This window comes from Paenibacillus sp. VTT E-133280 (genome assembly GCF_002264385.1).
Taxonomy (GTDB): Bacteria; Bacillota; Bacilli; order Paenibacillales; family Paenibacillaceae; genus Paenibacillus_AQ; species Paenibacillus_AQ nitricinens.
Map to the genome: position 1 here is coordinate 124,034 of NZ_NFUX01000005.1, position 14,091 is coordinate 138,124.

General features: G+C 46.3%; 7 protein-coding genes. 1 reads left to right on the plus strand and 6 read right to left on the minus strand.

Annotated elements, in window-relative coordinates; genetic code table 11:
• Positions 1-212 precede the first annotated feature (212 nt).
• The 6 genes from CA600_RS03900 to CA600_RS03925 form a co-directional block, all read right to left on the minus strand.
• Positions 213-2,324, minus strand: coding sequence for a hypothetical protein (locus CA600_RS03900; RefSeq protein WP_094869014.1), 2,112 nt, complete (start codon positions 2,322-2,324; stop codon positions 213-215).
• The gene (locus tag CA600_RS03905; protein ID WP_094869015.1) at positions 2,317-4,959 is read right to left on the minus strand and encodes a glycoside hydrolase family 2 protein; all 2,643 of its coding nucleotides are present in this window, start codon (positions 4,957-4,959) and stop codon (positions 2,317-2,319) included. The genes CA600_RS03900 and CA600_RS03905 overlap by 8 nt, the downstream gene beginning before the upstream one ends.
• Positions 4,960-5,426: 467 nt before the next feature.
• Positions 5,427-8,231, minus strand: a complete 2,805-nt coding sequence (locus tag CA600_RS03910) for a glycoside hydrolase family 2 TIM barrel-domain containing protein (protein WP_094869016.1) — start codon at positions 8,229-8,231, stop codon at positions 5,427-5,429.
• Between the two features lie 370 nt (positions 8,232-8,601).
• Positions 8,602-11,061 carry a GH39 family glycosyl hydrolase gene (locus tag CA600_RS03915; RefSeq protein ID WP_179281521.1) on the minus strand — a complete coding sequence of 820 codons (2,460 nt, stop codon included), beginning with the start codon at positions 11,059-11,061 and terminating at the stop codon, positions 8,602-8,604.
• Positions 11,062-11,298: 237 nt separating this feature from the next.
• Positions 11,299-12,402, minus strand: coding sequence for a Gfo/Idh/MocA family protein (locus tag CA600_RS03920; protein ID WP_179281522.1), 1,104 nt, complete (start codon positions 12,400-12,402; stop codon positions 11,299-11,301).
• A 24-nt stretch (positions 12,403-12,426) separates the two neighbouring features.
• On the minus strand, positions 12,427-13,086 hold the full coding sequence (locus CA600_RS03925) for a ThuA domain-containing protein (protein ID WP_094869018.1): 660 nt from the start codon (positions 13,084-13,086) through the stop codon (positions 12,427-12,429).
• A gap of 167 nt (positions 13,087-13,253) precedes the next feature.
• On the opposite strand from CA600_RS03925, the gene CA600_RS03930 reads away from it, so the two are divergent.
• Positions 13,254-14,090, plus strand: coding sequence for an AraC family transcriptional regulator (locus tag CA600_RS03930; RefSeq protein WP_094869019.1), 837 nt, complete (start codon positions 13,254-13,256; stop codon positions 14,088-14,090).
• Position 14,091 lies beyond the last annotated feature (1 nt).

The window sequence follows — 14,091 nt, forward strand, 5'->3', positions numbered from 1 at the left end:
ATATTTAAATGATAGCGCTTCCTTCGAATCCTCGAAATCCGGTAACCCTGCGAAAGCGTTTGTAAAGCTACTTATTTTGCTGGAGTGTTTATGCGAGAAATATAAGAGGTAGAGTATGGTATGAAACTTATACTTTCTTATATTTCAAAAAAAAAGCGATGTACGCACCGAAATGGCCGTACACCGCTTATGTTCATGTTATGACGTTTAGGTTAGGCCTCACTTAGCCCTGAGCTAATACATAGGACGGCCGCTTCCGCCCGGAACGCTTCGCTCGCCGGATTGGGCTGCTCCTCCAATATGCGGAGTATCGCCTGCGGCTCCACGCCGGGCTGTGGCACACGGGATGGAGATACTACGTTCCAGTCCTGTTCACCCTTGAGCCTATAAGACAACTCATATAGATAATAACCCTCATGCTGCCCGTCAGCGAGTTGGCTTGCCCCATCCTGCCACGAGCAGAGCTCAAGAGGATGCTGTTTATCTGGCAATTCACCGGACGCGAGTGTAATGCGCTCATTCCGGACTATTTGCTGCTTCTGTTCCCAAGCCTGCTGATCTAGGATTCCCAGCTCTAGGCGGTATTCCATTCCCGGCTCTCCATAAAGAGTCCAAGCCACTGGACTACCCACCGCAACGAACTTCGGTGCCTCCAGAAAAACTGGCTGATGAACCGGAACAAAACGTTCCGTCTGCTCCCACTCGCCCGCAGCTGGACTGCGTCTGCGATAATGCACCGTCCCCGTGAATTCAAGCTCCTGTTCCTGTAGTATAGCTTTTAGACACAGAGCAGCCTGCTCGTAAAGGTCCGTGCAGTTGTTATGCCCGAAGCGGTAGCCGATCTCATGGCGAAGTGGAATGCCACGACTCCGGACTAAGGCCGCGAAGGCAAAGCTGAATCGGCTGAGGGTAAAGGCATCATGCGTGCCGTGGTTGATCAGCAGCTTTGTGCCGCTCGCTTTAAGACCCTCCAGGAAGAAAGTGGATTCCAGTCCGGTCGTTTCTTGTAGCCTTGCGGAGTCAGTAGCTCCCGTCAGCGTCTGTAGCAGCGTCTCGATTCCCGTACTTCCGGTCTGCGGATGCCGCCAATTCTTCTTCCAGATTTCCCGGTAACCGGTGTCTACCTCCGCAACATGCCAAATCAATGGGCAAGCCCCTTCCGCAAACTCACGGGTAAGCCCGTTCAGAATTAGCGGAGGTGCATAACACAATGTATACCGTACCCGGTACGGCAGTCTCAGAGGATTGCCTCCCGCCAGCAACGCAGTCAGCCCACCGCGTGAGCCACCCACGGCCACAACCTGCTCCGCATCACCGCCATAGCTATCTTGGCCTCTGGCAATTGCAGCTGCGATGCCGGCGTAAATGGAGCCTTGCAGGGAGCGGCTGCCGATGTACCCCCCGCCGTTCCAGAGAACACCAACAACACCTTTGCCTGTGCTGGCCAGAGTCTTGCCGATGATTTCCAGAAATGAGGGACCTACAGTGCTGAAATTATTTTCATTAGCATCATAATAACCGTTGAATAACAGCGGATAGCCCTTAACACTTTTCCCACTCCAATTGGGCGGCAAAATATAGGACGCAAGGCTATGCTTACCGTTCTCCGTAACTAACAGACTGCCGCTGATGAGCTGAAACACAGGCACATTGCTTAAAAGATCCCCATCGTCAGTCGATTCATTACGGAAGACCACCGGATACCCAAAGGTCTTCAGGATACGGTTGCTCAAGGAGATGGCAACTAAATCATCTACTGCATAGAGACTGTAGCGGTCACCAATATAGTGTTCAAATTGCGGGGTTTTAAGTGCTTTATCCCCTTCGTTACTGCCGAACAGCTGATAATCTTCGGTATTGTACACATAAGGGCTATCTGAATCGTTATTATAGAGCCGTACATGCTCAGCTACAACCTTCTCTCCAGCTTCGTCCATCCGCAGGGTTCCGATGCCGTCGGTTCCACCATAACGGAAGCCGCCTTTTCCCTCAGCAGCACTGTTATCCCAGTGTGATACTACTGGAAGCGTATTAATCAGCAACGGGCTGACCAATACGAATACTCCTTCTTCTAAATTCTGGCTTCCTTCCGTTTTTACTACCTCCGCCTCAACTGTATCCTCCCGCAGGGTTGACCAAGCTGCATTTTGGTAAGTCACTTCACCGCTGCGTAAGCATGCCAGCCGCAGTTCTGCGTTGTGCAATTTTAAATAATCAGCCACAGCCCTGGTAACGGGTACAGCAATGGGTTCAGGTCCACCACTAAGAATAAAACGACTTAGCGGAGCGTATTTCCCCGGTACAAAACACAATGATTTACGCATGTATTCCCTCTCCTCCATCTGGTAACGTATCGCCCAGTGCTGTCAGAAACGAGCAAAATTTAATTTCTGGTAAGCCGTCGGTACTATTGTAATTCTCCCCAGCCAGAAATCCTCCCGACAGTTTCGGTGTGCAAGTAACCGTTACCGTCCTGTTTTCTCCCGGAAAAAGGGTGAGGAACTGTTCTTCTGCTTCCATCCAGTAGCGGTTCCCCTTCTCCTCAGCATGTACATGAAGCAGTACTTCACTACCAGTATTATGGAGGGTGAAGTGGGCTTGGTGACTTAACTCTCCTACACCAGTGGGTAGCCATAAGCTTTCCTGCCGCACGTGAAGGTTTCCACCTGTAAGCTCAAGTGCTGGGGCATAAAGATGTTTTTTGGCTGTGGAGAAGACATATAAATTTTGCTGCAGATCTTCTTCAACATTCCGGAATGACAATCTAACAAAATATAATTGATCCTCATCCTCAGACACGCTGAAATTAAGCTCGCCAGCACAGACAGCACGCTCTTTGTCTCCTTCTGCTTCAAAGAATTGCCGATGTAGGACCCGGCCCGCTGCATCGAGTACTTCCGCTTCTACATTAATCCTACCTCCATCCCCACCATGAACAAATACATTTCCCTGAAATCCGGTGCCAGGTATTAGCAGTAGACTGCGATAATCTAGCGATGCATGCAGCGGACGGAAGGCCTGTTTCACCCAATGGTAGGCCATCTTCGTTTCCACATAATAATCGACAAGATTGGTGCAAGACACATTCGGCCAAGGCTCGTTGAACTGCCACACAATGCTCCCGCTGTTTCTGAATTTTCGGCGACGGTTGGCCTCCAACACGAAGCGGATACCTTCTGCTTGCATCCATTGGCTGCAAATGGAGAACTGCTTCAAATTGCTCATGCTACCAAACATTTCTTCTTCACGGCTAAGCGTATCCCACCACTCCCCGTGATGTCTCCATACCGCATTGTTCTCCATCGAGACAGGCTGTTGGTTGGTTGCCTTCAGAAATTTCTCTAGGCTTTTAAGAGAACTAAGTCCATCCACTCCGAATTCGCTATGCAGCAGATTATCGTTACTGCCATATAATTCGTAGTGATAGGGGTTGCCCATATACTTCCAGTAGCCATGAACATCATGACCCTGTCCCCTGGCTTCCGTAATATATTCCACCGGACCAGATGCCGAGGTAGGCAGAAAGAGCCGCTGCGGATCATACTGCTCTACCAGCCCCTTTAGCATCGCCAGATTGGAATCGCTGAGGTCTGAAGGCTTGTTCGGTTCACTCATTAATTCATTTCCACCGCTCCATACCGTCAGCGATACATGATTGCGTTTGTCGCAGAGTGTGGTGCAAGCCGTCTTGCGCAGCAGTTCCAGGAACTCAGGCAGCTTGGATGGAATATTATCAATGCCTGAACTCGATTGGATGAACTCCTGCCAGACCATAATGCCGTTTACATCACATAAGTCGTAGAAGGCCTTCTTCTCAATGATTCCGCCGCCCCATACCCGAACGAGATTGATATGTGCCGCTTTCATCAGATGGATCATCTGCTGATACTGTTCGACTGTCACATTTCCGTATAGATGATCCAAGGGCGTCATATTTACCCCTTTTATATAAATCTTACGCCCGTTGATCACAACCGTATAAGGTAGCGCGTTGTCGGGGCTTCCTTCATTAAGGAGATAATTAAGTTTGCGGATGCCTGTCTGAAACCTTCGTGTATCGAGCTCCATATCGTATTCGTCCATTAGCTTCAACTCAAGGCTGTAGAGCGGTTGTTCTCCGTAGCCGTTTGGATACCATAGCTGAGGTTCAGGTATTTCGAGCTCCGCGTTTAGAACTTCTCCTGCAAGAAAGGAGTACGACTGAACCAGCAGCGGATTCCCCTTCGGATCAGAACAAGTGATGCTCGCTGTCACCCTCCCTGCATGTTCAGGATCAGCCATCTGTTTGATGCTTGCCTGAATAGAAATTCGACCTGACACCTGCCCGCCATTCTCACCAAGCTCCGCATCTGTAGTGATCGACACGTCTTGCCAAGAACAATCCCGGTGAACCCTCAGTACTACATCATCCCAGATTCCGACGTTGACTAACCTGGTGGAGAAATCCCATTTATAATTAAAACGGCTCTTCTGTGTGAAGGTGGCCGAGGTTTTGCCGATTTGCCCCATTTCATCCGGGGCTTGCTTCAGGAGCACTGAGATTTCCAGACTCTCCCGCTCCGAGAGTAGATCTGTAACATCAAATACAGCCGACTCGAACATTCCCTTATGCTCACCCAACAGGAAATTGTCGGCGTAAACAGCTGCTTCATAGTCTAGACCTTGAAAGACAAGCTCAACTCGCGTTGACTCTAGCTCTGGAGGTTTTAATGTCGTGCGGTAAACCCACCAACGGTTCTCCACCCATTCACAGCTTAAACTGTTCAACTCTTCATAAGGATTGCTAATCCAGGCCTGTCTGTATAGATCATAATGAACTCCACCCGGCACGGTGGCTGACATCCAGTCTGTAACTCCCATCAATTCCTGCCCCAGCTCCATGCTGGTGCCCTTTAACGGCACCCAAGGCCAGTACCCTTTGACTTCCCAATTTAGATCGTTCAATAAAATTTGTTTCATGTCTTCTCCCGTTCCCCCAAATCCTGCATAATTTGGCGCTGTTCATGATTAAGAACGGCTCTGGCGCCATCGGTTAATGCGCTTACAACTCTATTCATCCAGCTTCATTATCAATGATAGCATCGGGTTATCATTTTCGAAGGCCCCTAACCCTGTGAAATCGTTTGTTAATCTGCTCAGTTGCAGCTAAGTACAAACAACCATTCTAGATAAAAACTATTTGTAGAACGCGAAAAAGGCTGAATTTTGGAAATTAGCGTCTTCTGGGTCCGAAACTCTCCAAATCTTAGAAGATGATTATACTGTGAAGTTAAAGTCTGCCCCCTATCTAGCAAAAAGAGCAGCGATTCTCTTGTTACATAGAGAATCGCTGCTCTGCTGTTAAACAGCCCATCTTACTTACAGAAGCATAGTCCTTCTGTTATGTTCACCCATGTGAAATACAATGAGGAGCCCTTAGAAATCCCCTACTTGATCAACTCAAGAAGCTTATTCACAGTTGCTTTGTATTGTGGTTTGAACGCTGCGGATTTGATGTAACCCGCAAGACTTGATAAGAATTGTCTTCCTTCAGGCGAATCGCTTACCTTGTCTGCATCTAAAGCGCACACTAGTAAGTTGCCTGCTCCTACGCTGCATTCCACGAGGAAACTAAGCTTATGATTTCTTTCAAAATTGTCGATGGTCTGCACCACGGGATTCCAACTGCGATCAGCTTCATCCATGATAATGGATTTTGAGTGCTGAACGATATTCCACCATGGATATGTTGAATACTCCTCGCTAGGGAACTCGTGGAATACAGGATGGCTGTTATCAATTAAGAGCCCCATGGTACCCACAGGAACTGGCCGGTTCATGCTCTCTGAGATAGAGCGGAACATTGGGTAACACCTGAAATCTGTGCAGTAATAACCCTCGACAGCATTTTGGAGAGTTTCCGGTTTCGGCATCAGCAGCACGCTCTCACCTTGCTCCAGCAGTGCAAGCGCATCACTAGACAGCTTGTCGAATACATGGATGCCTTCCAGCATATTGCCGCTCTTTTCTGGGTAGATCCATAGCTCATAGCTCTTACGAATATCTGTCCCCTGTATCGAGAGAGACAATACGATTATACTCATCCGGTCAACTACAGGCAGCGTTATCTCCAAATCACAGATATCGATGTAATTCGTTCCTGCAGGAACGTTCACCTCGGTTGTCCCTTCTGCCAAAATACCGTTATCCACAGTCAGTTCCCAACGTAATTCAAGTGTATCTGGCAAACCGCTGCGGAAGCAGCTTAGCTCTATATGAGCATCGAACGGTTCACCGGAGACATAGTTATACTTAGGAAATCTCGCCAGCAGAACGGCATCATTACAGAAGGTCCGCCATTCCTCAGGGCTAATCATTCCTTTGGAATCCATAAAGGCGTCGAGGACACCTACTAATGCTGTTCCCTGACCGCTGAAATCCTGGAGATCTAGGAGCTGGAAGCCGGCAAGCCGCCGGGAGCGGAATGCCGCCTCGAGTTCCTCTTTGTAACAAGCTACGGCCAGCTGCCCTGAGCATTCGAAGTATTTAGCGGCTAAATGACCCAGTCCCTTACTTTCTAAGCGTTCACGGAAAATTTTGAAATTCTCGGCCTTGAGTGGTCCATTATATTTTTCGATCTCTTCAAAATTTGGATAGGTTGCGTATTGTCCAATCTCATGCGAGACAACAGGAATGTGCGGTATCCATTCTCCGGAAGCCTCATCTGCCTTCACGGTCTTGGCTTCGGTACCATACTGAATCTGGATCTCACCGCCAGCTGTATCTTCCATCTTCTCTCCATTCAAGAGATCCAAGGGTACAATTTGATCATCATAATCCTTCATTGTACTCGGCAACGCAGTCTGTACATGTCCTAGTGGTGCATCACACATTGCATAAGAACCTCTGAAGAGTCGTTCTCTGGAGAAGCGCACACCGCTGAAGAAATCGTCATGTTCCAGAATTTCCGGTACCCATTGGTGGTTATTGGAGCCCTGTGTATAGAGAATCCGATTATCGAACGCTTTATATGCCTTCAGGAAAGAATCAATTTTAGCTTTACTGCCCCATAGCTCATTACCAAGGGACATCATCACAAAGGAAGGATGGTTGCCGAAAGCCTGGAGAATGGCATAACCCTCGTTGATCAGATAATCCTGTTCGGCCTGATTATGGCCCTCATCCGTTTCTTCCGTGATTGTACCCCAGAATGGAAGTTCTGGTTGCATATAGATCCCAAGCATATCTGCAGCGGTAAATGCAGCCTCCGGTGGACAGCAGGTGTGGAAGCGATAATGATTGATACCGTAGGACTTGGAAATGCCAAGGATTCTTACCCATTCCTCGACATCAGTTGGGGCATAGCCGGTGAGCGGGAAGATCAGGCCGTCATGTTTGCCGCGGAGAAAGGTTTTCTCTCCGTTGATTGTAAACTTGTCACCCTCCGCTCGAAATTCCTTCAAACCAAAGCTGAGCTCCTGTTGGTCAGTGATATGTCCATCCCTGTCTTTCAAAACAAGGGTTATATTATAAAGATTGGGAGCGCCTTCACTCCAGAGCAACGCGTTTTGGCCTAGCACATAATCGACGGAAAAAAGCCCCGGTGAAACAGGAAACTCACGCTCGTCCACCGCGTGTGTCTCTTCACTGTTGAAGCTTTGGGCAGACACCGCAAGCGTAGTTTCACTGTTGCTGTCCAAGGTTGCTGTAATACGAACCGTACGTGCAGCCAGATTCGACTCCAGTCGGATATTAGTAAGCTGCGATTCCCCATAGAACTGAAGCTCCATACGACCGGTAATCCCATTCCAGTTGGTCTGGGTATCCTGTGAAGTCAAATGTCCGCCCTTGGTTGGGTAATCGGTATTGTCCACACGGACGGTGATTGTATGAATTCCAGCTTGTAGCTTCGGCAATTCATATATATGCGGGGTGTTCAGACTGTTACGGCTACCGATCTCCGTATTGTCGAGCCAAAGCGTCGTAAGTCTCGTCCGTTCCAAAAATAGATAGCAGGCCTTACCGGCCAGCTCATCCGGAATGAATACTTCTCTTGCGAACCAGACTTGCCCTTCAAACAGATATTCATCCGTTAGAGCGCTTACTAAAACTTCCTCGTTCTTTGGTCCTTTACGTGCGTATGAAGTTGTTCCCGGCAGTGTGATAACATCTGTAAAAGGCAAGGTTAGTCCCTGTTTAGTCTTGTCCAATTGCAACTTCCATTCGCCTTCAAGGTTGATCTTTGTCTGCAAAATATCACTCCTATTATGGTAATCACTGAACTCTAGCAGTATAATGCTCTACTATATAAAGATTAGCATATTAAACCAGATAATTCAGTAGAGGGGTTATTTACACATTCTCCAACACAAGCTTGCACATGTCCTCTACTACCTCGGAGGCTCCTGCTACGAAACCGCCTCCAACATCTTGCGCATTTGAGCTGCACTTTTTTGGATATTTTTCACGCCAGGCTTATCGGTTTCAGGAATAGGTTTAATCAGGATATCCAGTCCTTCTTTTATCATTATTAGCGAAAGCGATTTCAAATCTGATATCGAGAGAAAAATTACAATACAAACAAGGACGACACTAATGTCATCCTTGTTATATTATTTTTATTTAACGAGTTAATCTAATCACCTGTACCTCGTGTGGTTGTACAACAGCATTTACTACAAAATTTGCTGTCACTTGCAGCGAACGCATTTGAAATAACGGCATGGACCGACCTTCAAGATAAGACCATTCTTCTGGACACATGTCCTTAGGTGCCCCCATATTCAACCATTCATCAAAGGCGCTTCCCCCAGCCGGACCTACCGAATACCTTCGCTCTGTATAAACACCCGACGTTAAGCCGTCTAAACGAATGTGATACTGACGGGTATTACGTATATTGAACACATTGTAACGTTCGGATTGAGTCAAGTGAGTAGTATGACGGTAGCGATATAGAGTATCATAATGACAATAATTATATAGAAATATCTGTATTTCACCTTTTGAGGAAGTTATAAAATACCCGTCACCTTCAGCTATCAGACCGCTTCCTGCATAACGTAACAATTGCAGTGCCCGATAACAGCTTTTGGGCAAACCTCCGCGAGTGAATAAACCAAACCCGCCATGAAAAAGATCCGACGAAGGAATAATCTCCTCCATATGGTCACTGAGCGACCAGTATCCCATAGCCTCAAAGTGGTCGTAATTCTCCAGGATATTTTTGAAAAGAAAAGCAGATTTATAGGAAGTATCATTACACAAATCACGCTGCCATATGTTATTACTCCACTCATCAAGAATCACGGGCAGACAAGCGAAACCACGTTGACGCAACAGTTTTTTGACCTTATGTAAGGAGTGTTTCAAAAACTGTTCATCACCACTTACCGCAAGTGGAAAAGCTTCATCCTCTGCCATGAGCTGAAGACCAGTATCTTCCTGACCCGGTAATATGCTGTGATAAGCACGTAGAGCCAGAGAGTCGGGCATACAATTCCCCTTACTGCAAGACACTAGAAATTCACTGATAAAATCAGTTGCATCAATATTGCTTCCTGGACCAACAATATGTAGTTGCGGATCGATTGCGCGGATGGCGAGGCTGGTTTCTCGGTAAAGCACCCAGTATTCTTCCATGGTAAACACACCATATCCAGAAAACTCTGGACTCACGAAGGGAGCAAGCCTCCATTCCCGCACGGACTCAATTCCATACCGATCAATGAAATGCCTAACAAGGGAAGTCACAAGGGCGAGCCATTCGTCTAGATGCTCAGGCATAGATAGGATACTTGGTCTCTTAAATGGAAACACGGCTTCCCTCGCTAATGCAGAGGGCATATAACTAAATTCCACATAAGGCTTTAACTCCACTGAAAGCATGAAGTCCAGTACTTCATCTACATAAACAAAGTTATAATCTGCGCTACCAGACATTTTCCTGACAAACAGCATCATGTCATCGTCTAACAGACCTTTGCAACGCATATAGCGAAAGCCAATCTCATTTTGCAGCTTTCGTATTTGTGCCTGTACCGCGCCATTCAACAGATCCTTGGCGTATCCTGCATTAATCAACGTCCGCCAGTTATGACTCAGTGTCCGAATCTTACGGTTAGTGTCCACATGAAGATCATATCCCTCGTTGACCTGGGGTTGGACAATGGAGTGGTCGTTGTGATGCAAATGCTGCATTAGTGAAGTGAAATCAGTCGAAAATTCCGCTGAAATCATATCGTTATCCTTTGGATCTGTCGCATCATGTTCATTTACTATACGGTATTGCCCTGGTGTAACACCAAAGCGCCGTTTGAAGGCGTCGATCAAAGCGTTGGTACTTGGAAACCCAACTTCTGAGGCGATGTCCGTGATCGTTCTTTCACTAGGAAGAAGTGCCACCGCCTGACTCAATCTGACATTCGTAAGGTAGGCAGTAAAGGTAAGGCCAAGTTGTTTCTGAAATAAATGAGACAGGTAGGAGCTACTTAAATAGATAGTAGAAGCCAGACCACTCAGAGTGATATTTTCTCGATAATGCCGGTGGAGAAAGTCGGTTGCTTTGCGCAATCTTTCCTTACTTGAGGATTTGGCGGGATCCTTTTGCTTGCTCTGCTCAAGAAAAGTATGTACTAGACTGTTTAGCAATACACCTACACGACTACGCATTAGTATAGGTAAACGAGATTCGTTTTTGTAATAGGCCTGGAATACACTGGCGAACTCACTTCGGACTACATTAAAGCGATCTTGTTCGTCCTTAGAGTATAGAAAAGACTTACACTCTATAAATATACTTTCAATCTCAGGACAAAAAGCTGCCAAAAATGCGGGCGAGATAAACAGCGACAGCGCCTTGCCCGAACCTAGCATATTTAAAGCGTGCAGTTGGTAGCTATTCAACACAATAATGTCATCCTGCCGAACTTCATAGGTAAACTGATTGTCATCCAGCTGTAGGACCCCAGTTCCCTGCAATATATACATTACCTCAAGTTCTTGATGCCAGGAAGCGATAGCGTCTTCAGGGAGGTTAATTGAAAACCTAAAATCCGAGGCTATCAATGTATTTTCTTGCATACCTAACCTCCTATTCATAAATCTTAGTAGAGCCCTTGCCTCCTCCAAAATCCTATCATATAAACCCATGAAATCAAGTTTACTGTTAATAATGACTTTTTGCGTCAGTACTCGAACGTTGTATTGTTCCACCCGTTACTGATTACCAAAAAGGTAGAAGACTTATAGATCTGTCTTCTACCCTTTTTGAAAGCTGATTATCTGCAGCGTACACTTAGCATTTGCTCTGGGAATTTACTAATCTAAATACCCTTTGACTAAGCCCAGCGGCAATGGCTTGGGCTGCTCGCAGCTGGTTACCAGCTGAGCATATTGCTTAGAGTCAGAACTTGTATGGAATGCATGCATGATCTCAAGTACGTGATTCGCGAGTTCTCCGTTTGCACGAGGATTTTCCCCCGTGTCTATGCAGTGTGCCATATCTGCTACTCCTATGCCTCTACTATTATCTGTATAATTGTAGATAAGTGGGATCTCTTGGAATTCCGAGCTGTGTGCCGGGCGTAAAAGGATTGGCCCTCCAAAGTTGTTAGGGTCCGGTACGATCAAGGTTCCTTGCGATCCGTAGATTTCGATCCTCGGCAAAGTACTGTGCCAAACATCAAAGCTGGTAATCATGGTTGCCACAGCACCACTCTCAAACTGAATCGTTCCAGCAACATGTGTGGGCACCTCTACATCAATGACTTTGCCAAACTTTTTGTCGCTCGTGATCGTTCTATGAGCAAACGAGGTTTTAGTGATGCCGCAAACTGTTTTAGCTGGGCCTAGCAAAGATACTAACGCGGTTAGATAGTAGGGTCCCATGTCAAACATGGGTCCTCCACCGGATTTATAATAAAATTCCGGATCAGGATGCCAGCTTTCATGTCCGTGACAAAGCATAAAGGCAGTTGCTGCCACCGGCTCCCCGATATAACCATCCGCTATCAGCTTACTGCAGGTTTGCAGACCACCTCCAAGGAAAGTATCTGGTGCGCAGCCAAGGAACAGGTTCTTTTCCTTCGCCAGACGAACTAGCTCGGTACCATTTTCCAGGGAAAGGGATAAGGGCTTCTCCACATACACATGCTTACCAGCTAGCAAGGCTTGCTTGCATACGTCAAAATGAAAATTAGGCGTTGTTAGATTAACGACGATTTCAATATCTTCCGAATTAAGTAATTGTTCTGTCGTCCATACATGTGGAACGCCATATTTCTCCGCCGCTTGCTCTGCACGACCTTTATCCAGGTCGGAACAAGCATAAACCTCAGTATTAACGAAAGTCCCGTTCAAATTCTCAAAATAAATGCTGCTGATGTTGCCACAGCCGACTATACCTACCTTCACTTTGCGCAAGATCGTTCCCACCTTATCTCACTTTTAGTTAGCCGCCCACAAAAAGCCTTTTCGCATCAGTTCCTTGGCTTCCGGAATATCGAAAACATCTGCATGATGTCCAAGTGAATTATAGAAAACCTTCCCTTTTCCCCATTTCTTCGTATATACAACGGGCATCGTGATGACACCATTTGCTGAATGTTCGCCCTCAGTCATTACGAAGGTAGTCGTTGCCAAGACATCCACTGCAGGATCTACATGTAAATAATATTGTTCCGATTTTACCTTGAAGTCTTGGATGCCCTCCACAATGGGACTGGAGCCAGAATGTACGATATTAACTTCGTACTCTACCCCGTCGTTAAATGGATGTGCTACCCATTGTGACCCGGTCAAAAATTGCCACTCTGTATTGTTACGGAAAGAGTCGCACATTCCTCCATGACAACCGGCAATTCCTACTCCAGAAGCTACTGCCTTCAGAACCGAGGATACCTGATCATTACTGATTTCTCCCATGGTCCATACCGGTACAATAAGACTTAAATCCGCAAGCTTTTCTGCACTGTTGAAGCTCTCCAACGTGTCAGACACTTCAACTTCAAAGCCCTCAGCCTCTAGAATACCAGCAAAAATTGCAGCTACTTCATTTGGTTCATGCCCATCCCATCCACCTTTTACAATCAATGCTTTCTTCGTCATCCTGCAATCTCCTTTTCCTTTATATATGTAATCAACCTTTTGTCCATCTGATGAAATTGTAATCCAGATCAGAGAGGTGTGCTCGCCATTTCACTTGTAGGAATGGTCATTTTTTGCTAAGTTTTACTGGTGAACCTAAAATTTAAACCGCATGAACAGGAGATCTCATGAAAGCCTTTCACGAAAATAGAACTTACCATTCCACTTTCCCCTTCACTGTAATAATGTCTAATGATATTGATTTTCTAGCCCACTGGCATAACGATCTTGAGATAGTTTATGTATTTGAAGGTTCAATTCGGATGGGAATTAACTCCGAAACGAGGATCTTGAAAGCGGGAGATATGGCTATATGCAGCAGCGGAGACATCCACTACTATGACAGTAAAGACAGCAGCTCCAAGATAATGATGGTGATATTCAATCCTTCGTTAATCGGTTTTCCTGGAGGATGGCCTTTGAATGTGAGACTGACTTCACCATTTATAGAGAAAAGAATTGCTACACGAGAAGAAGAAGTGTGTATCAACAACCGTCTTTCTCTGATCCTGCAAGAACTTATGAATGAATATAATCAGAAGCTGGAATATCATGAACAGGTAATCATTGGCCTTTTGCACGAGTGGAGCGGACTCATTTTACGGCATGTTCCTTCGGATAAGATTAATCCACAGAAAGATAAAAGGCGCATCACTAACATGAAGATTATGCAAGGTGTTCTTGAATACCTCGACGTCAACTACATGCATCCCATCACACTTGCTGACGCTGCACGGCAAGCCAATATGAGCCTCTTTTATTTCTCCCGCTTCTTCAAGAGTCTTTCCGGTATGAGCTATATTGCGTACCTTAGCAACATCCGAGTCAACCAGGCAGAACAGCTGCTGCTGACCACAGACAAAACCATTTTGGATATCGCGCTGGAATGCGGTTTCACTAATATCCGCACCTTTAACAGAGTATTTAAACAGATTAAACAACGGACTCCAAGTGAATTACGTTAAA

Bases quoted from the DNA above. Each gene is read 5' to 3' on its own strand.
- CA600_RS03925 (WP_094869018.1), bottom strand. From the start codon at position 13,086: ATGACGAAGAAAGCATTGATTGTAAAAGGTGGATGGGATGGGCATGAA.
- CA600_RS03915 (WP_179281521.1), bottom strand. From the start codon at position 11,061: ATGCAAGAAAATACATTGATAGCCTCGGATTTTAGGTTTTCAATTAAC.
- CA600_RS03905 (WP_094869015.1), bottom strand. From the start codon at position 4,959: ATGAAACAAATTTTATTGAACGATCTAAATTGGGAAGTCAAAGGGTAC.
- CA600_RS03900 (WP_094869014.1), bottom strand. From the start codon at position 2,324: ATGCGTAAATCATTGTGTTTTGTACCGGGGAAATACGCTCCGCTAAGT.
- CA600_RS03930 (WP_094869019.1), top strand. From the start codon at position 13,254: ATGAAAGCCTTTCACGAAAATAGAACTTACCATTCCACTTTCCCCTTC.